Source organism: Pseudoduganella sp. LjRoot289 (assembly GCF_964252925.1).
Taxonomy (GTDB): Bacteria; Pseudomonadota; Gammaproteobacteria; order Burkholderiales; family Burkholderiaceae_D; genus Rugamonas.
Genome location: NZ_CAXUPN020000001.1, coordinates 2,333,270 through 2,352,089, shown reverse-complemented (window position 1 = coordinate 2,352,089; position 18,820 = coordinate 2,333,270). Strand labels below are relative to the sequence as shown.

Below are 18,820 nucleotides of genomic sequence, written 5' to 3'. Positions count from 1 at the left end.
GGCATCGGATCCGGGTCGTCAGATGAAGGTGGAAGCCAGCCCCCCGTCCACAGGCAGGTTGACGCCGCTGATCCAGCGCGCGTCGTCGCTGCACAGGAAGGCGATGACCGCGGCCACCTCGTCGGCATAGGCGGGACGCTTCATGCGGTGGGCGTCCCGCTGGACTCGCTCCTGTCCCAGCATGGAAACGAAGTCGCCCAGGATGGGCGTGAAGACCGGGCCGGGCGCCACGCAGTTCATGCGCACGGAATTGGCCAGGAACCACTTCTGCGACTGGGCGGCGCTCCACACGATCAGCGCCTCCTTGAAGTACTGGTAGCAGGTGTCCGCCGGGACCGGATGCATCTCCAGCCAGGCCTGGCCTTCGGCGAAGCCCTGCACGGCAGCCAGCTGTTTGTGCAGCTCCAGGCGCTGCGGCCATTCGGCGCCCAGGATGGAGGCCACGTTGACGATGGAGGCGCCGGCCGGCATGCGCGCCAGAACGCCTTCGGTGAGGTGGCGCAGGCCGAGGTAGTTGACCCGCGCCAGCAGCGCAGGATCGGCCGTGCCGGGCACGCCGGCGATGTTGCACAGTGCGTCGACCCGCTGTGGCAGGCTGGCAATGGCGGCGTCGATGCTGGCGGTATCGCCCATGTCGACGGCGACAAAGCCGTCCAGCGTCAGGCCGGGTTCGTTGCGGTCCATGCCGATCACGGTGGCGCCTTCGAAGCGCGCCAGGCGCGCCACTTCGGCGCCGATGCCGGATGCTGCGCCGGTGACGACGATGGTCTTGTTACGTAACTTCATGTGCTCTCCTTGTTTGGGTGGTCGGACCGGTCAGAACGGGTAGCGCGGCGCTTCGGTCTTCAGCGTCATCCACTGCCACTGGGTGAACTCGTCCCAGTCGGAAGTGCCGCCATGGCGGCCGCCGTTGCCCGAGGTGCCGCCGCCGCCAAACGGCGCATGGGCCTCGGCCAGCACGGTCTGGTCGTTGATGTGGACGTGCCCGGCCGGCACGCGGTCGGCGATGAACATGGCGCGCGACAGCATGGGCGAGATCACGCCCAGGGCCAGGCAGCCGGTGGTCGCCGACGCCAGTGCGATGGCTTCCTGGTCCGTATCGAACACGGTGATCGAGGCCACCGGACCGAACAGCTCCTCCTCGAAGCAGCGCATGCCGGGCTGCACGCCGGTCAGCACCGTGGGCTGGTAGAACTGGTCCTGGTAGGTGCCGCCGGCCAGCAGCGTGGCGCCGGCCGCCACGCTGTCCTGCACGATGGCGTGCACGCGCTGCACCTGGCGCGGGTTGATCAGCGGACCAAGTGCGACCTGGCCGCTCATCGGATCGCCCACCGGCAGGTTCTTGGCCTTGGCCACCAGGCGCTCGATCACGGCCTCCGCGATGCCGCGCTGGAGCAGGATGCGGCCGGAGGCCATGCAGATCTGGCCCTGGTGCAGATAGGCGCCCCAGGCCACGTTGGCGGCGGCGACGTCGGGATCGGCGTCGTCCAGGATGATCAGCGAGTTCTTGCCGCCCAGTTCCAGCGACATCTTCTTCAGGTTGCGGCCGGCCAGTTCGCCGATGCTGCGGCCCACGGCCGTGGAGCCGGTGAAGGCGATCATGGCGATGTCGGGGTGGCTGCACATGGCCTGTCCCGCCTCGGCGGCGCCGGGCAGCACCTGCAGCACGCCCTTGGGCAGGCCGGCCTCTTCGAAGATGCGGGCGATCAGCACGCCGCCGCTGACCGGCGTTTGCAGGTCCGGCTTGTGGACCACGGCATTGCCGGTGGCCAGCGCCGGCGCGATCGAACGGATCGACAGGATCAGCGGGAAGTTGAACGGCGAGATCACGCCCACCACGCCGTGCGGCACGCGCCGCGCAATGCTCATCTGGCCGCTGGCGGAGGCCAGCAGCTGGCCCTTGGGCTGGGTCAGCATCGCGGCGGCTTCCTGCAGGTGGGCGCTGGCCTCGCGCAGTTCCAGGTCGGCCTTGGGGCGGATCGCGCCGGTTTCACGCACGATCCAGGTCGACAGTTCGTCGTGGTGCTCGGCGATGACGGCGGCGGCGCGGCGGAAGATGGCGGCGCGCTCCTTGTAGTCGCTGGCGGCCCATGCCGGCTGGGCGGCGCGCGCCTCGGTGGCGGCGCGCGCCACGTCGGCGGCATTTGCCAGGCCGACCCGGCCCAGTTGTTCGCCGGTGGCCGGCTCCAGGAAGATGTGGGTGCCGCCCTGGGCGGCGATCCATTCGCCGTTGAAGATGCTGTCCCGCCAGATCGCGGGGCGCAACAGCGCATTTGCGTCGGTCATGCTGTCTCCTTGTGTTGATGGGTGGTGGGGAAATCGGGCCGCTTGCACACAAGTTGCATGCAGTTCCCGTTTGCCGCTCTTGCATTAGCTATTACAAGTTGCGTGCCAGCTCGCGGCGGCGCGGCGCCATCGCGGCGCAGCATGCGGCTGCGGCTCTATGAAGACGGGCTTGTTTCGGGCGCCGCGTGGCGCGCCGCAGCAAAATCATTCGCGTGCAGACGATTGATGAAATGATCAAATGGGAGAACTGCCGATGTATGATTTGGTAAAAGACGGAGAAAGTGGAGACATGAGCAAACCCCAACGCGTTTCACTGGCGGAGATGTCGCGCGCCACCGGCAAGATGTTGGCGCAGGGCGACAGCCTGCACCTGAACGCAGGCGCGGCGCCGACGCTGGAGGACCTGACGAAGAGCTTGCACTTTTCGCCGGGCGATGGCCGCATCTGGCTCAATGGCCAGCGCATGCAGCTGCTGCACACAACCTCGCTGGGCGCGCTGCGGCGCGAACTGCTGGAGAGCATAGGGGCCGACCGCACGCGCGGCTTGCTGACCAGGGTCGGGTATTCGGCCGGCTCGCGCGACGCGCAACTGCTGCGCGAGCGCTGGCCCGACGCCGAACCGGGCTCGCTGTTCGCGGCCGGGCCGCGCATGCATTCGCTGGAAGGGGCGGTCAAGGTCGAACCGCTGCATTTTGAATTCGATTTCGAGCGCGGCACTTACCACGGTGAATTCCTGTGGCACCATTCCAGTGAGGCGGAGGTGCACACGGCCGATTTCGGCGTCGGCACCGAAGCGGCGTGCTGGATGCAGACCGGCTACGCCATCGGCTATACCAGCGCAATGATAGGGCGGCTGACCATCTACCGCGAGGTCGAGTGCACGGCCATGGGCCACAAGCATTGCCGCCTGATCGGCAAGCCGGCCGACGAATGGGACAATGTGGAGGAAGACCTGCGCTTCCTGAACGCGGAATCGTTCGTCAGCACCACGGCCTACGGCGGCCCGGGACCGCAGCAGGCCGCCGTGCTGCCGGGCGACGACGGGCGCGCCTACGGCGACAAGGAGATGGTGGGCGTGTCCTCGGCCTTCAACGCGGCCTGCCATATGCTCAAGCGCGTGGCACCGACCGCCGCAACGGTGCTGTTCACCGGTGAATCCGGTGTCGGCAAGGAGCTGTTCGCCTATATGCTGCACCAGATCGGCCGGCGCAAGGAACAACCCTTCGTCGCCGTCAATTGCGCGGCGATACCGGAGACGCTGATCGAGTCCGAACTGTTCGGAGTGGAGCGCGGCGCTTTCACCGGCGCCAGCCAGTCGCGCCCGGGGCGCTTCGAGCGTGCCTCGGGCGGCACCTTGTTCCTCGACGAGATCGGCACCCTGAGCCTGGTGGCGCAGGGCAAGCTGCTGCGCGCGCTGCAGGAAGGCGAGGTCGAACGGGTGGGCGGCGTGCGCAGCGTGAAGGTGGATGTGCGGCTGGTGGCGGCGACCAATGTCGACCTGCGCGAAGAGATCCGGCAGGGCCGCTTCCGCGAAGATTTGTTCTTCCGCCTGAACGTGTTTCCGATCCGCCTGCCGCCGCTGCGCGACCGGCGCGACGACATCCCGCTGCTGATGGGCTATTTCATGCGCCACTACGGGCAAAAGCACCAGCGCCGCGTAACCGGCTTCACCGCGCGCGCGGTCGACGCGCTGCTCAACTACCATTTCCCGGGCAATATCCGCGAGCTGCAAAACCTGGTGGAGCGCGGCGTCATCTTCGCCGACGAGGACGGCCCGATCGACTTGCCGCACCTGTTCACCAGCGGCGAAGAGTCGCAGACTTCCTATTTTTCACTGGCGCAGACCGGAGGGCTGACCAGCCATGGCGGCGCCTTGCCGGCCGCTGGCGCGTCCGCGGGTTCCGCATCGGCAGGCGCCTTGCTGGACGTGCTGCCGGCCATGCTGGAGCAGGAGGCCGGGCAGGGCCAGGGCTGGTCGCTCGACCATCTGGAAAGCACGCTGATACTGGCGGCCGTGCAGCGGGTCGACGGCAATTTGTCGGCGGCGGCGCGCATGCTGGGGCTGAGCAGGGCGCAGCTGTCCTACCGGATGAAGAAGCTGCAGGAGGCCGGCGCCAAGCTACAGCCAGGCTAGCCTGCTGTGGGGCGGCCGGGCCGCCAGGCCGGGCTGCTAAGTTGAGCTGCCAAGTTGGGGGCACCTCGAATAAGCACCGATTTGTCGTTCCCGCGCAGGCGGGAATCCATGCTACGCCTCCAAGCATGCGACGTATGGGTTCCCGCTTACGCGAGAACGACGGGTATTTCGCGGTCCCCTTGGGCTGCTAAGCCAGGAAGATCTTCTGCAGCAGCGTGATCAGCTGCGCGCGTTCGTCGTCGGTCAGCGCGGCGGTGGCGTCCGCCTCCAGGTCGCCGGCCGTCTTTTCCGCCTTGCTGCACATGGCCAGCCCCGCCGGGGTCAGCGCCAGGGTCTGCGAACGCCGGTCCAGCGGGCTGCGCTGGCGCAGCAGCAGCCCGCGCTGCTGCAGCTTGTCCAGCAAGATGGCCAGGTTGGGCGGCGACACGTTGACCGCCTCCGACAGGCGTTTCTGATTGATGTTGGGATTGGCCTTGAGCAGGCTGAGCACGCTGAAATCCACGGGCCGCAACTGGTATTTCGCCATGCGTTTTTCGAACACCGGCATGATGCTGATGTAAGCCCGGCGGCAGTTGTAGCCGACCAGGCTCAGTAGTACGCCCTGGTCGATGGGCTGCTCGGCGGCTTCCTGCACTGCGTTGATGAATTCACTCTGCTTCTTGGGCGGCATGGTAAGCAGTCGGGTTGGGGGTGGGCGTGATTCTAGCAAAGAACCGCCGGCGCGGCCATCCCGTGCTTGCATTCCGGCGCATATCCGTATAGTCTATAATCATTATAAAACATAACTAATTACCCTAAAACCAACCCCATCGAGGAGACACGATGAAACGCAGCGCGCTTACCCTTGCCTTGCTACTGGCCGCCGGCCAGGCTTTTGCCCAGGAGCCCATCCGCATCGGCGTCATCGCCGCGCTCACCGGGCCGTTCGCCAACACCGGCAAGCCCTTCGAGGACGGCATCAAGACTTATATGCAGCAGTTTGGCGACTCGGTGGCGGGCAGGAAGATCGAGATCATCTACCGCGACGACGGCGGCACCAACGTCGACCAGTCCAAGCGCGCGGCCCAGGAACTCATCACGCGCGACCACGTCAGCTTCCTGGTCGGCTTCTCGCTCACGCCGAGCGCGCTGGCGGTTGCACCCATCGCCACGCAGGCCAAGATGCCGATGATCGTCATGAACGCGGTGACGAACGGCATCACCGCCAAGTCGCCCTACATGCTGCGCACCAGCATGACGATGCACCAGATGACCGGCCCGTTCGGCACCTGGACCGCGAAGAACAAGATCGGCAAGGTCTACACCCTGGTGAGCGACTACAGCACCGGCCTGGATGCCGAGGCGCGCTTCGGCAAGGAGTTCACCGCCGGCGGCGGCAAGCTGGTGGGTTCGGCGCGCGCGCCGCTGGCCAATCCCGACTATTCCCCCTTCATCCAGCGCATCAAGGATGAAAAACCGGATGCGCTGTTCTTCTTCGCGCCCGGCGTGGAGGACGGCATCGGCGTGCTCAAGGCCTTCAGCGACAAGGGCCTGGACAAGGCGGGCATCAAGTTCCTCGGCGTGGGCGACATGACCAGCGAAATGCCGACGCTGGAGGCGCTGGGCGACCGCGCGCTGGGCGCGGTGACGGTGCTGAACTACGCGCCTACGCTGGACAACGAAACCAACAAGGCCTTCCTGAAAGCCTACGCGATGGCCAATCCGGGCCGTCCGCCTGCCACCTTCGTGACGGTGGCGGCCTATGACACCATGGGCATGATCTACGAGACGGTGCGCAAACTCGGCGGCGCTGTCACCGGCGACAAGGCGATGCAGGTGCTGGCCGGGATGAAGCGCGAGAGTCCGCGCGGACCGATCAGCATCGATCCGGCCACGCGCGACATCGTGCAGAACATGTACATCCGCGAGGTCAAGCGCATTAACGGCAAGCTGGTCAACGACCCTATCGGCGTGCTGCGCGACGTCAGCCCCAACTAAGGAGACAGGACATGAGCAAACAACGACGTGTCTTGAAGGGCGCGCCGCTGGCGGCGCTTTGCCTGGCTTCCGTGGCCCTGAATGCCTGCGGCGGGCGCGATGGCGTTGTCGCCGCTCCCGGCGCAGTGTCGCTGCCGCAACTGAGCGCGGCCGGCGGCGGCAAGCTCGCCAACTGCTCGGATCTGGCCAGCAAAATCTCCTATCCCAACACGGCTATCGCCAGTGCTGTTTCGGTTGAGGCGGGCGTGCTGACGGTGGCCGGCAAGCCGGTGCAGGCGCACTGCCTGGTGAAGGGTTCCATGCACCAGCGTGTCAGCCCGGTCGACAAGCAAAGCTACGCGATCGGTTTCGAGATGCGGCTGCCGGTGGACTGGAACGGCCGCTTCTTCTACCAGGCCAACGGCGGCCTTGACGGTGCCGTCCTGACTGCGAGAGGCGAGGTGGGCGGCGGCGGGCAGCTGGACACTGCGTTGGGCCAGGGCTTCGCCGTGATCAGTTCCGACGCCGGCCACGGCGCGGCCACGCCCTTGTTCGGGCTCGACCCGCAAGCCCGGCTGGACTACGGCTACCAGGCCTCGGGCAAGCTGGCGCCTATGGCCAAGAGCGTGATCCAGACCGCCTACGGCAGGGGGCCGGACCGCTCGTACTTCGGCGGCTGCTCCAACGGCGGGCGCCACACCATGGTGGCCGCGGCACGCTATGGCGAACAGTTCGATGGCTACCTGGTTGGCAACCCCGGCTTCCGGCTTCCGCTGGCGGCCATCGCCAACATCGCCGGCGGCCAGGCTTACGCGTCGCTGGCGACCACGCCGGGCGACCTGTCGACAGGTTTCACGGCGGCCGAGCGCACCCTGGTGTCGAAGGCGGTGCTGGGCAAGTGCGATGCGCTCGACGGCGCCAGCGACGGCATGGTGCAGGACACCGGCGCCTGCCAGGCCGCGTTCAGCCTTGAGCGCGACGTGCCCACCTGCGGCGCGTCGGGCCGCGACGGCAGCTGCCTGAGCACCGCGCAAAAGGGCGCGATCGGACGGCTGTTCTCCGGCGCGCTCACGGGCGCCGGGACCAAGTTCTATTCGAGCTTCCCTTACGACGCTGGCCTGGATACCGGCAACTGGGCGTTCTGGAAATTCTTCAGTCCATTGCAGCTCGATTCTGGCGCGGTGGCGATGATCTGGAAGGTGCCGCCGGTCGATCCGGCGACCTTCAACGGCGCGGCGTTCGCCCTGTCGTCGAATATCGACACGCTGCTGGCGCAGGTGGCCGCGACCGATGCGACCTATACGGAAAGCGCCATGTCCTTCATGCTGCCGCCGCATCCGGCCGACTACAGCACGATAAAGAACCGCGGCGCCAAGATGATGCTGTACCACGGCACCAGCGATCCGATCTTCTCCAGCGACGACACGGCGGCCTGGTACGACAGCCTGCGGGCGGCCAACGGCGGCGACGCATCCGGCTTCGCGCGCTTCTTCCGCGTACCCGGCATGAACCATTGTTCCGGCGGCCCGGCGGCCGACCAGTTCGACATGCTGACGCCGCTGGTCAACTGGGTCGAGAAAGGGCAGGCGCCGGCGAAAGTAGTCGCCAGCGTGCGCGGCGCAGGCAATGCGGGCGGCGCCAACGCCGACGTCCCTGCATCCTGGTCCGCCACGCGCACCCGGCCGCTGTGCCCCTATCCGCAGGTGGCGCAATACAACGGCAGCGGCAACGTCGAGGATGCGGCAAGCTTCAGCTGCAAGTAGTTGTGATGGCGGCGGCCCCGGTCTGTCTTCCGGTGGCTACCGCCCCCGCATCGCGGGGTGTTCGTCGATGCCTCGTTGTGTGTTAAATTCAGGTATCGGCGATGATGGAGGGGCGAAATATGGCGATCAAACGCATGGATAACATCCTCATCGTTGTCGATGATCTCGAAGCGGTCAAAGCGTTCTTCATCGAACTTGGCCTCGAACTGGAGGGCGAGACGACGGTGGAAGGGCCTCTGGTCGGGAGCCTGATAGGCCTTAAGGACGTCCGCGCTACCCTCGCGATGATGCGGACGCCCGATGGGCAAGGTATTGAGCTCGACAAGTTCCATACGCCGGACGCGGTCAGGTTTGGGCCCGTGGACGCGCCGGTGAACACGCTGGGGCTGCGCCGCATCATGTTCTCCGTCGACGGCATCGACGCCGTGGTGGCGCATATGCTTGAACACGGAGCGGAGCTGATCGGCGAAATGCAGTACGAGAATTCGTACAGCCTGGCTTACATCCGGGGCCCCGAGGGCATCATTGTTGCGCTCGCCGAGCAGCTCGGCTGAAGCGCAATCCACACACTATCCACACGCAGCTTATTTACCGGGATCCTTCTGGTGCGCGAACTGGTCGAACTCGATGTTGTAGACCTCGTTGCCGACCTTTTCGACCTTGCGGACATAGACCGTCTGCACGATGTCGCGGGTCTGGGGATCGATGGCGATCGGCCCGCGCGGGCTGTTCAATTTGATGTTCTTCAGGATGGCCATGGCCTGGTCGCCGTCTATCTTGCCGTTCAGCTTGCGCGCCACTTCATATATGGCGGCCATGCCGTCGTACGCCGCCACGGCCATGAAGTTGGGGCGGCCACCGTCCGGATTGGCGGCGGCGAAGCTTTTCAGGAAGGCCGCGTTTTCAGGCGACTTGTGCGCGGCCGAGTAGTGGAAGGTGGTGATCACGCCCAGCGTGGCGTCTCCCATGGCCGGCAGCACGTGGTCGTCGGTCAGGTCGCCGGTGGCGATGACCTTGATGCCGGCTTCGGCCAGCCCGCGCTCGCGGTAGCCCTTCATGAAGGCGATGCCCTGTTCGCCGGCGGGAACGAAGACGAACACCGCGTCCGGTTTGGCGTCCTTGATGCGCTGGATGTAGGGCGCAAATTCCGGATTGCGCAGCGGTACGCGGATCGCCTCCGTCACCGCGCCGCCGCCTTTCACCAGCTCATTCTTGAACGCCGCCTCGGCATCGATGCCCGGACCGTAGTCGGCCACCAGGGTGACCACTTTCTTGATGTTGTTTTTGGCCGCCCACGTCGCCATCGGCGCGGAGATCTGCGGCAGCGTCATCGAGAAGCGCGCGATGTAGTTGGACTTGGTTGTGACCACCGAGGTGGCGGCGTTCATGATGATCATCGGCTTTTTGGCCTGCTCGGCGATGGGCGCCACGGCCAGTGCTTCCGGCGTCAGGCCGAAGCCGGCCAGGAAGTCGACCTTGTCGCGCACCACCAGTTCCTGCGCCAGCCGCTTGGCGATTTCAGGCGAAGGCCCGGTGGTGTCCTTGATGATGATTTCGACGCGCTTGCCCGCGACGGTGGCGCCGTTCTGCGCCATCCACGCCTTCACGCCGCCTTCCATCTGCTTGCCGTAGTCGGCGAAAGGGCCGGAGAAGGCCGCGATCAGGCCGACCTTGATGGTGTCTTCGGCTTGCGCCAGCGGCATTGCGCACCACGCGGCGGCTGCCAGTGTTGCGAGCGGTACAAATTTTTTTATGGTCATGCTGGTCTCCGTTATCGTTCTGTTTCTCTATGAAGAGTGACTGTTCGCGGCCGCTGTTCGTGTGGCAGTTTTCCACTCTGCCGCACGACGTTTGTTGACAGCGCATCGCTTGATCCATAGTATCTAATATGTGTGCGATTAACAAGCGCTTGTTCGATAATCGCACAACGACAAAATAATAACCGTAGCAATAACTGGAGATAGTAATGAACAAAGCAATCCGATGCGCAGCAGCGCTTGTGGCAGGAATGAGCGCATCCGCCGCCATGGCACAAAGCAATGTCACGGTGTACGGCCTGGTGGATACCGGCCTGGTGTATACGACCAACATCAACGCCGCGGGCGACAATATCACCAAGATGCCGTCGCTGACCGGCTCCTTCCCTTCACGCATAGGCTTCCGCGGCACCGAGGACCTGGGAGGCGGGCTGCAGGCCGTGTTCACGCTGGAAACCGGATTGTCGCTGGACACCGGCAGCATGGGGCAGGGCAACCGCCTGTTCGGCCGCCAGGCATCGATCGGACTGAAAGGGGCCTTCGGCACCGTCACGCTGGGCCGCCAAGTCAATATGAGCTATGTCGCCATGCTCAAGTCGGACGTGATGGGACCCAACCTGTTCGCCATCGGCAGCATCGACGGCTATCTGCCGAATGCGCGCAGCGACAATGCCGTCGGCTACCTGGGCAACTTCAGCAACTTCGTCGTGGGCGCCACTTACAGCACCGGGCGCGACGCCTCGGCCGCCGGCGGCCCCGCGGCCACCAACTGCCCTGGCGAGACGCCGGGCAATTCCAAGGCCTGCCGCCAGGTCACCGGCCTGTTCGGCTACGAGACGCCGGAATTCGGCCTGAACACCTCGTACGACATCCTGTACGGGAACACAGGCGCGGCCGCCGGCCTGACCAGCAGCGCCAACAGCGACAAGCGCGTCACCGTCAACGGCTATGTGAAAGTGGGCGCGGCCAAGATCGCCGGCGGCGTGGTGGACCGCACCACGCACGCGGTGACGGGCCTGAGCGAATCGGATCTGTACTACCTGGGTGTGAGCTACCCGTTCACGCCGCTGACCACCTTCGACTTCCAGGTGGCGCGCCGCGACACCAAGAACAGCGCCTCGGACGTGGACATGGTGGTGGCCCGCATGACCTACCACCTGTCCAAGCGCACCGCCGCATACGGCGCGCTGGGCCGCATGAAGAACTCCGGCGCCTCCGCCGTGGCGCTGGACGCCGGCGGCACCGTGGGTGCGGGCAAGACGCAGAACGGCGTCATGGCCGGCATGCGCCACAGCTTCTAAGCAGACGCGCTAAGGCAGCAGTATGGAGAGTTCCTGGGCGCCGCGCAGCAGCACGGGCAGGAACTCTTTCTCCAGTTGCTTGACGCTGACACGGGCCGCTTGCACGCCCACGTTCAGCGCCGCCAGCACCGTGCCGGACGCGCCGCGTACCGGCACGGCGATGGAGCGCAGTCCCAGTTCCAGTTCCTCGTCGTTGACGGCGTAGCCGGCCTGGCGCACGCCGGCCAGCACTTCGCGCAGGCGCTTCTGGTTGGTCACCGTGTTTTCCGTCATGGGACGCAGCTTGGCGCGGGCCAGGTAGCGGTCCAGCTCCTCCGGCGGCAGGTGCGCCAGCATCACGCGGCCCAGGGAAGTGCAATAGGCCGGCAGCCGGCTGCCGGTGTTCAGCGCCACCGACATCACGCGCGAGGTGGCCGAGCGCGCCACGTACAAGACTTCGTCCTCATCCAGCACCGCCAGCGAGCTCGATTCGTTCAGCGCGCGGCTGATGTTGTTCAGGTAGGGCTGGGCCGACACCGTCAGCGGCGTCGACGACAGGTAGGAATAGCCCAGCGTGAGCACCTTGGGGCGCAGCGAAAAATTATTCAGCTCGGCATCCACATAGCCCAGTTCGCGCAGCGTGTGCAGGCAGCGCCGCACGGCGGCGCGCGGTATCCCCGTCTTCTGGCTGATATTGGCGATGGTCTGCGGCTTGCGCGAATCGCTGAAGGCGCGCATGACGGCGAGGCCGCGCGCCAGCGAGGTCATGAAGCTGGGGTCGGTCAGCGCGTCGATCTGCTCGGAGATGCTGGGCTCGCGGTCCTGCTCCGTTGCCGCCGCGCCGGTTTTGGCGGCGGGAGTGGGTTTGGTGGGCTTGGTTGTCTTGGGCATGGCGCAATTTTAATGTAGTCGGCAAGTTCGATAGCTGTTTTTTTGTTGACCTCGACGAGATCACGTTGTTACACTGGGTGTGCGATAAACAATCATTAGTTCGATTATCGCACAACAGGCACCGCATGAACCATACGAACCATACGAACTACACGGGGCAGGCATATGATCGATAAAACTTATGAATCACTGGAGCGCGCCGTGGCTGACATCCACGACGGCGCGACGGTCATGATCGGCGGCTTCGGCAACGCCGGCATGCCGTCGGCGCTGATCGACGCGCTGATCGCGCAGGGCGCGCGCGAACTCACCATCGTCAACAACAATGCAGGCAACGGCGAAACGGGGCTGGCCGCGCTGCTCAAGGCCAAGCGCGTGCGCAAGATCATCTGCTCCTTCCCGCGCCAGGCCGATTCCCACCATTTCGACGCGCTGTACCGCGCCGGCGAGATCGAGCTGGAATTGACCCCGCAGGGCAACCTGGCCGAGCGCATCCGCGCGGCCGGCGCCGGCATCGGCGGCTTCTTCTCGCCGACCGGCTATGGCACGCTGCTGGCCGAGGGCAAGGAGACGCGCCTCATCAATGGCCGGCACTACGTGCTGGAGGCGCCCATCCACGCCGACTTCGCGCTGATCAAGGCGCTGCGCGGCGACCGCTGGGGCAACCTGGTGTACCGCAAGAGCGCGCGCAATTTCGGCCCCATCATGGCGATGGCGGCCAAGACCGCCATCGCGCAGGTGCAGCAAGTGGTCGCCCTGGGCGAACTCGATCCGGAAGTGATCGTCACGCCCGGGATTTTTGTGCAGCGCGTGGTAAGGGAGGCGGCATGAGCAACAAATACACCCGCGATCAAATGGCGGCGCGCGTGGCGCAGGACATTCCGGAAGGCGCTTACGTCAACCTGGGCATCGGCCTGCCGACCAAGGTGGCCGACCATCTGCCGGCCGAGCGCGAAGTCTTCCTGCACAGCGAGAACGGCCTGCTGGGCATGGGCCCGGCGCCCGCGCCCGGCGAGGAGGACGAGGACTTGATCAACGCAGGCAAGCAGCCGGTCACGCTGCTGACCGGCGGCGCCTATTTCCACCACGGCGATTCCTTCGCCATGATGCGCGGCGGCCACCTGGACGTGTGCGTGCTGGGCGCTTTCCAGGTGGCGGCCAACGGCGACCTGGCCAACTGGCACACCGGCGCGCCGGACGCGATACCGGCGGTCGGCGGCGCGATGGACCTGGCGATCGGCGCCAAGCAGGTGTTCGTGATGATGGAACACCAGACCAAGGGCGGCGAGAGCAAGATCGTCGCCCAGTGCAGCTATCCGTTGACGGGCGTGGCCTGTGTCAACCGCATCTATACCGACCTGGCGGTGCTGGACGTGACGCCGGCCGGCCTGGCGGTGCTCGAAATGGCGCCGGGACTGACTTTTGAAGCATTGCAGGCCGCCACCGGCGCGCCGCTGCTGCCCATGAAATGAAAGAGGACGATATGAACGAAGCCTATATCTGCGATGCTGTACGCACCCCGATCGGCCGCTACGGCGGCGCGCTGAAGGATGTGCGCGCCGACGACCTGGGCGCGCTGCCGCTGCGTGAACTGATGCGCCGCAATCCCGGCGTGCAATGGGACCAGGTGGACGACGTGATCTACGGCTGCGCCAACCAGGCCGGCGAGGACAACCGCAACGTGGCGCGCATGTCGTCGCTGCTGGCCGGGCTGCCGCAGGAAGTGCCGGGATCGACCGTCAACCGCCTGTGCGGTTCCGGCATGGACGCCATCGGCACGGCGGCACGCGCGATCCAGGCCGGCGACGCCTGCCTGATGATCGCCGGCGGCGTCGAATCGATGACGCGCGCGCCTTTCGTGATGGGCAAGGCTGATGGCGCGTTCTCGCGCGTCGCGTCGCTGCAGGACACCACCATGGGCTGGCGCTTCATCAACAAGGCGTTGAAGGATGCCTACGGCGTGGAAACCATGCCGGAGACGGCGGAGAATGTCGCGCAGGACTACGGCGTCAGCCGCGCCGACCAGGATGCGTTCGCGCTGGAAAGCCAGCGCAAGGCCTCACTGGCGATTGCCGAGGGTATATTCCAGCGCGAGATCATGACGGTGCCGGTGCCTCAGAAGAAAGGCGAGCCGCTGCTGTTCGCGCAGGACGAGCATCCGCGCGCCACCACCATGGAGGCGCTGGCCAAGTTGAAGGGCGTGGTGAGGCCCGAGGGCAGCGTCACGGCCGGCAACGCATCCGGCATCAACGATGGCGCTTGCGCACTGCTGATCGCCAGCGCCGACGCGGCCAGCCGCCACGGCCTGAAACCGCTGGCGCGCATCGTCGGCATGGCCACGGCCGGCGTCGCGCCGCGGGTGATGGGCATAGGCCCGGTGCCCGCGGTGCAAAAGCTGCTGCGCCAGACCGGCCTGACGCTGGACCAGATGGACGTGATCGAACTGAACGAAGCCTTCGCCGCGCAGGGCCTGGCGGTGCTGCGCCAGCTTGGCCTGCGCGACGACGATGCGCGCGTCAATCCGAACGGCGGCGCCATCGCCCTCGGCCATCCGCTGGGCATGAGCGGGGCGCGCCTGGTGACTACGGCGACCTACCAGCTGCACCGCAGCGGCGGGCGCTACGCGCTGTGCACCATGTGCATAGGCGTGGGGCAGGGCATTGCGATGATCATAGAGAAGGTCTGAATCAGAGTGTGATTCAATAGCGTTGCGATAGAAATAGTGGAGACAAAAATGAAAAAACAAAATCAACGCGGGAGGCGCACATGCTAGCCAACTTCGCCGGCGTGCTGTTCGACGGCATCGCCTACGGCAGCCTGCTCTTCCTGATCAGCGTCGGCCTGTCGGTCACGATGGGCATGATGAACTTCATCAACCTGGCCCATGGCGCCTTCGCCATGCTGGGCGGCTATGTCAGCGTGACCGTGCTGTCGCGCCTGGGCGTGCCTTTCCTGGCCACGCTGCCGCTGGCCTTCCTGGCATCGGCGGTGGCCGGGCTGGTGCTGGAACGCTTGCTGTACCGCCGCCTGTACCGCGCCAGCCACCTCGACCAGGTGCTGTTTTCGATCGGCCTGACTTTCATGTCGGTGGCCGGCGCGACCTGGCTGTTCGGCCCCACGCAGCAGCCGGTGACTTTGCCGGACTGGCTGCGCGGGCAGGTGCCGCTGCTTGGCCTGGACGTCGGCGCCTACCGGCTGTTCCTGATCGGCGTGGTGGTGCTGGTCACGGTGGCGCTGGGACTGCTGATCGAGCGCACCCGTTTCGGCGCGCAGATCCGCGCAGCGGTGGACAACCAGACCGCCTCCGCCGGCTTGGGCATCAACGTCGGCCTGGTGTTCAGCCTCACCTTCGCGCTGGGCTCCGGCCTGGCCGGGCTGGGTGGCGGCCTCGGTATCGACGTGCTGGGCCTGGACCCGACGTTTCCGCTGAAATACATGGTCTACTTCCTGCTCGTGGTCGCGGTGGGCGGCGCCGGCACCATCAAGGGGCCGCTGCTGGCGGCGCTGATACTCGGCGTGTTCGACGTGGCCGGAAAATACTATGTGCCGCAGATTGGCGCCTTCGTCATCTATGGTTTGATGGTGGTGCTGCTGATCCTGTTCCCGGCCGGCCTGATCAGGAGGAAAGCATGAACGCAGTCGCCGAAACAAACGCCAAGACGGTTCCAGGTGCCGTGTCCGCAGGCACGTCTGCCGGCACCCCGGCCGGCACCCCGGCCGGCACGCCGGCCACCCCCGACAATATCGACCAGGCACGCAAAATGAGTCCACTCCGTTTGCCCAACGACCGCTGGTCGCCTTTGGAAATCGCCTTCTGGCTGCTGCCGGTGGCGGCGTATTTCGCCTTCCCCGGCTACCTCGTGCTGATCAGTCAGATCATGATCGTAGGCTTGTTCGCCCTGTCGCTGGATCTGCTGCTGGGCTACGCCGGCATCGTCTCGCTGGGCCACGCCGCCTTCTTCGGCCTGGGCGCGTACACGGCCGGGCTGCTGTCGGTGCACGGCTGGAGCGAACCGCTCAGCGGGCTGCTGGCCGGCGCCGCGGTGGCGGGCGTTGCCGGCTTCGCCATGTCCTTCCTGGTCGTGCGCGGCCAGGATCTGACGCGGCTGATGGTCACGCTGGGCATAGGCTTGATGCTGTTCGAGGCCGCCAACAAGGCCTCCTTCCTGACCGGCGGCGTGGATGGCTTGTCCGGCATGATGGTGGGCAAACTGTTCGGCGCCTTCGAGTTCGACTTGAACGGCAACGTCGCATATTGCTACAGCCTGGCCGTGCTGTTCATCGTGTTCGTGGCAATGCGCCGGCTGGTGAAGTCGCCGTTCGGCCTGAGCCTGGTCGGCATTCGCGAAGGCGTGCGCCGCATGCCCGCACTCGGCGTCAACGTCAACCGCCGGCTGGTGGCCGTGTTCACGGTCGCCGCCGCGGTGGCCGGCCTGGCGGGTGCGCTGCTGGCGCAGACGACGCAGTTCGTTGGCCTGGATTCGCTGGGCTTCCCGCGCTCGGCCGAGCTGCTGATCATGCTGGTGCTGGGTGGTACCGGGCGCCTGTACGGCGCGCTGGTCGGCGCCGCCGTGTTCATGCTGGCGCAGGACTATATCTCCGGCCTCAATCCGGCCTACTGGCAGTTCTACATCGGCCTGCTGCTGGTGGTGATCGTGCTGTTCGCGCGCGGCGGCATCCTGGGCGGGCTGGAAAAGGTGGCTGGCCGTTTCAAACGGAAGGAGCAGGCATGAGCAAGCAGAATAATGCGCAGAACAGCGTAAATAACAGCGCAAACAACAGCGCAAACAACAGCGCAAACAACAGCGCAAACAACAGCGCAAACAACAGCGCGGACATCACGCTGCGCACTGAAGGCCTGACCAAGCGCTGGGGCGGCTTTGTCGCCAACAGCGACGTGAGCCTGACGTTCGAGCCGGGCGCGCGGCATGCGCTGATCGGCCCGAACGGCGCCGGCAAGACGACCTTCATCAATCTGCTGACCGGCGGCTTGATGCCCAGCGGCGGCAAGGTCTATCTGGGCGGACAGGACATCACCCAGTTGCCGCAGCACGAGCGGGTGCGGCGCGGCATGACGCGCACCTTCCAGCTCAACACGCTGTTTGCGGGCATGACGGTGCTGGAATCGGTGGCGTTGGCGATCTTCGAAAGGCGCGGTTTGCAGTCGGTCTGGTACAAGACGGTGGCCAGCCATACCGAGGTGATCGACGAGGCCATGGCCCTGCTGGCCACGCTCAAGCTCACCGACCAGGCCAACAGCGTCACCAGCAGCATGGCTTATGGCAAGCAGCGGCTGGTGGAAATCGCGCTGGCACTGGCAACCAAGCCGCGTATCCTGCTGCTGGACGAGCCGGCCGCCGGCATTCCGCAGGCGGAAAGCAAGGAGCTGTTCGAAGTGCTGGCGCAACTGCCGCGCGACGTGACAGTGCTGTTCATCGAACACGACATGGGGCTGGTGTTCCGCTTCGCCGACCGCATCACGGTCATGGTGGGCGGCAAAGTGCTGACCGAGGGCACGCCGGCGGAGATCGCGGCGGATCCGCGTGTCAAGGAAGTCTATCTGGGGGAGGCGGAGCATGCGTGAATTGCTGGCGCTCGATAAAGTCACTGCCGGTTACGGCGAGTCTATCGTGCTGGAAGATGTGTCGTTCACATTGAACGAGGGCGACAGCCTGGCCCTGCTGGGCCGCAACGGGGTCGGCAAGACCAGCTTGCTGGTGACGCTGATGGGATTGACGCGGCTGCACGGCGGCTCCATCCGTTGGGACGGGGGCGACATCGCGCGCATGCCCACCTACCGGCGTTCGCGGGTCGGCCTGGGCTGGGTGCCGCAGGAACGGCATATGTTCCCGTCGCTGACGGTGGAGGAGCATTTGACGGTGGTGGCGCGGCCGGGGCCGTGGAATCTGCAGAAGGTCTACCAGATCTTCCCGCGCCTGTTCGAACGCCGCAGCAATATGGGCAACCAGCTGTCCGGCGGCGAGCAGCAGATGGTGGCGATTGCCCGCGCGCTGATGACCAATCCGCGCATCCTGCTGCTGGACGAGCCGATGGAGGGCCTGGCCCCCATCATCGTGCAGGAACTGGTGCGCGTGATCCGCACGCTGGTGCGGGAAGAGGGCATGTCGGTGATCGTGGTGGAGCAGCATGCGCGGCTGGCGCTGTCGCTGACCCAGCGCGCCATCGTGCTCGATCGCGGCCGCATCGTCCATGACTCGGACAGCGCCAGCCTGCTGGCCGACGGCCCCAAGCTGGACCGCCTGGTGGCCGTGGCCTGACGGCGGCTACTTCTGGGAATAGATGCCGACGCTGATCATGGTCTTCTCGTTCGCCTTGCGCACGTAGGCGGACTTGGGCTCCAGCGCTTTCGAGACCGGATTGGGCCAGACATAGTCTACCCAACCGGTCTTGTCGGCTGCCGCGATATCACGCATCTGCTGCGTGAAGTGCTTGCCGTTGGCATCCTTTAGTTCCAGCATGTCCTTGCCGTTCATCTTGGGATTGAGGGCGTGGCACACCATCTTGCATTGCATGTCCTGCACGACCACGTAAAGCTCGCCCCGGATGTATTCGCCCTTCGGGTCCGCGAACTCTTTGCACGCTTCCTCGACGCCTTTCTTCTGTATGTTGGCCGCTGCCTTGTCGGCCAGCGCGATGGCCTCGGCTTTGCTGGCGTTTTGCGCGGATGCGGGCAGCACGGCCGCCAGCAGCAGCGCGCCGGCCATGTGGGTGAGGTGGGATCGCTTCATGGTG

The 18,820-nt window shown here is 65.7% G+C and carries 18 protein-coding genes; 12 read left to right on the top strand and 6 right to left on the bottom strand.

Features of this window, described 5'->3' with window-relative positions; genetic code table 11:
- Nucleotides 1-18 precede the first annotated feature (18 nt).
- Entirely contained in the window at nucleotides 19-786 is a 768-nt protein-coding gene (locus ACSQ8Y_RS09925; protein WP_436266288.1) for a coniferyl-alcohol dehydrogenase, read from the bottom strand.
- A gap of 30 nt (nucleotides 787-816) precedes the next feature.
- Nucleotides 817-2,286 (bottom strand): benzaldehyde dehydrogenase, encoded by a 1,470-nt coding sequence (locus ACSQ8Y_RS09920; RefSeq protein WP_436266287.1) that lies wholly within the window; start codon nucleotides 2,284-2,286, stop codon nucleotides 817-819.
- Nucleotides 2,287-2,575: 289 nt separating this feature from the next.
- On the opposite strand from ACSQ8Y_RS09920, the gene ACSQ8Y_RS09915 reads away from it, so the two are divergent.
- Nucleotides 2,576-4,420, top strand: a complete 1,845-nt coding sequence (locus tag ACSQ8Y_RS09915) for a sigma 54-interacting transcriptional regulator (RefSeq protein WP_436266286.1) — start codon at nucleotides 2,576-2,578, stop codon at nucleotides 4,418-4,420.
- 187 nt (nucleotides 4,421-4,607) lie between these two features.
- Here the strand turns inward: ACSQ8Y_RS09915 and ACSQ8Y_RS09910 are convergent, their stop codons facing one another.
- Nucleotides 4,608-5,090 (bottom strand): MarR family winged helix-turn-helix transcriptional regulator, encoded by a 483-nt coding sequence (locus ACSQ8Y_RS09910; protein ID WP_436266285.1) that lies wholly within the window; start codon nucleotides 5,088-5,090, stop codon nucleotides 4,608-4,610.
- A gap of 152 nt (nucleotides 5,091-5,242) precedes the next feature.
- Here ACSQ8Y_RS09910 and ACSQ8Y_RS09905 point away from each other — a divergent pair, with 152 nt between their 5' ends.
- The 3 genes from ACSQ8Y_RS09905 to ACSQ8Y_RS09895 all read left to right on the top strand — a co-directional run bounded on the left by ACSQ8Y_RS09905 (nucleotide 5,243) and on the right by ACSQ8Y_RS09895 (nucleotide 8,693).
- Nucleotides 5,243-6,397, top strand: a complete 1,155-nt coding sequence (locus ACSQ8Y_RS09905; RefSeq protein ID WP_436266284.1) for an ABC transporter substrate-binding protein — start codon at nucleotides 5,243-5,245, stop codon at nucleotides 6,395-6,397.
- 11 nt (nucleotides 6,398-6,408) lie between these two features.
- Complete coding sequence (locus ACSQ8Y_RS09900; protein WP_436266283.1) at nucleotides 6,409-8,139, top strand: tannase/feruloyl esterase family alpha/beta hydrolase; 1,731 nt, start codon at nucleotides 6,409-6,411, stop codon at nucleotides 8,137-8,139.
- Between the two features lie 119 nt (nucleotides 8,140-8,258).
- Entirely contained in the window at nucleotides 8,259-8,693 is a 435-nt protein-coding gene (locus ACSQ8Y_RS09895) for a VOC family protein (RefSeq protein WP_436266282.1), read from the top strand.
- 30 nt (nucleotides 8,694-8,723) lie between these two features.
- Here the strand turns inward: ACSQ8Y_RS09895 and ACSQ8Y_RS09890 are convergent, their stop codons facing one another.
- Nucleotides 8,724-9,899: an ABC transporter substrate-binding protein gene (locus ACSQ8Y_RS09890; RefSeq protein ID WP_436266280.1), complete on the bottom strand. Its 1,176-nt coding sequence runs from the start codon at nucleotides 9,897-9,899 to the stop codon at nucleotides 8,724-8,726.
- 206 nt (nucleotides 9,900-10,105) lie between these two features.
- Here ACSQ8Y_RS09890 and ACSQ8Y_RS09885 point away from each other — a divergent pair, with 206 nt between their 5' ends.
- Nucleotides 10,106-11,197 (top strand): porin, encoded by a 1,092-nt coding sequence (locus tag ACSQ8Y_RS09885; protein ID WP_436266279.1) that lies wholly within the window; start codon nucleotides 10,106-10,108, stop codon nucleotides 11,195-11,197.
- 9 nt (nucleotides 11,198-11,206) lie between these two features.
- On the opposite strand, the gene ACSQ8Y_RS09880 is transcribed toward ACSQ8Y_RS09885, so the two are convergent.
- A complete protein-coding gene (locus tag ACSQ8Y_RS09880; RefSeq protein ID WP_436266278.1) occupies nucleotides 11,207-12,067 on the bottom strand; it encodes an IclR family transcriptional regulator domain-containing protein in 861 nt (286 codons plus the stop codon).
- 165 nt (nucleotides 12,068-12,232) lie between these two features.
- On the opposite strand from ACSQ8Y_RS09880, the gene ACSQ8Y_RS09875 reads away from it, so the two are divergent.
- The 7 genes from ACSQ8Y_RS09875 (at nucleotide 12,233) to ACSQ8Y_RS09845 (ending at nucleotide 18,345) form a co-directional block, all read left to right on the top strand.
- Nucleotides 12,233-12,898, top strand: coding sequence for a 3-oxoacid CoA-transferase subunit A (locus ACSQ8Y_RS09875; RefSeq protein WP_436266277.1), 666 nt, complete (start codon nucleotides 12,233-12,235; stop codon nucleotides 12,896-12,898).
- A complete protein-coding gene (locus tag ACSQ8Y_RS09870; RefSeq protein WP_436266276.1) occupies nucleotides 12,895-13,539 on the top strand; it encodes a CoA transferase subunit B in 645 nt (214 codons plus the stop codon). Before ACSQ8Y_RS09875 ends, ACSQ8Y_RS09870 begins: the two co-directional genes overlap by 4 nt.
- A gap of 11 nt (nucleotides 13,540-13,550) precedes the next feature.
- Nucleotides 13,551-14,753, top strand: coding sequence for a 3-oxoadipyl-CoA thiolase (gene pcaF / locus ACSQ8Y_RS09865; protein WP_436266275.1), 1,203 nt, complete (start codon nucleotides 13,551-13,553; stop codon nucleotides 14,751-14,753).
- Nucleotides 14,754-14,833: 80 nt separating this feature from the next.
- The gene (locus ACSQ8Y_RS09860) at nucleotides 14,834-15,700 is read left to right on the top strand and encodes a branched-chain amino acid ABC transporter permease (protein ID WP_436266274.1); all 867 of its coding nucleotides are present in this window, start codon (nucleotides 14,834-14,836) and stop codon (nucleotides 15,698-15,700) included.
- A gap of 128 nt (nucleotides 15,701-15,828) precedes the next feature.
- Nucleotides 15,829-16,800: a branched-chain amino acid ABC transporter permease gene (locus ACSQ8Y_RS09855; RefSeq protein ID WP_436269796.1), complete on the top strand. Its 972-nt coding sequence runs from the start codon at nucleotides 15,829-15,831 to the stop codon at nucleotides 16,798-16,800.
- Nucleotides 16,797-17,651 carry an ABC transporter ATP-binding protein gene (locus ACSQ8Y_RS09850; protein ID WP_436266273.1) on the top strand — a complete coding sequence of 285 codons (855 nt, stop codon included), beginning with the start codon at nucleotides 16,797-16,799 and terminating at the stop codon, nucleotides 17,649-17,651. Before ACSQ8Y_RS09855 ends, ACSQ8Y_RS09850 begins: the two co-directional genes overlap by 4 nt.
- Nucleotides 17,644-18,345 carry an ABC transporter ATP-binding protein gene (locus tag ACSQ8Y_RS09845; RefSeq protein WP_436266272.1) on the top strand — a complete coding sequence of 234 codons (702 nt, stop codon included), beginning with the start codon at nucleotides 17,644-17,646 and terminating at the stop codon, nucleotides 18,343-18,345. Before ACSQ8Y_RS09850 ends, ACSQ8Y_RS09845 begins: the two co-directional genes overlap by 8 nt.
- A gap of 6 nt (nucleotides 18,346-18,351) precedes the next feature.
- Here the strand turns inward: ACSQ8Y_RS09845 and ACSQ8Y_RS09840 are convergent, their stop codons facing one another.
- Complete coding sequence (locus ACSQ8Y_RS09840) at nucleotides 18,352-18,816, bottom strand: cache domain-containing protein (protein WP_436266271.1); 465 nt, start codon at nucleotides 18,814-18,816, stop codon at nucleotides 18,352-18,354.
- Nucleotides 18,817-18,820 lie beyond the last annotated feature (4 nt).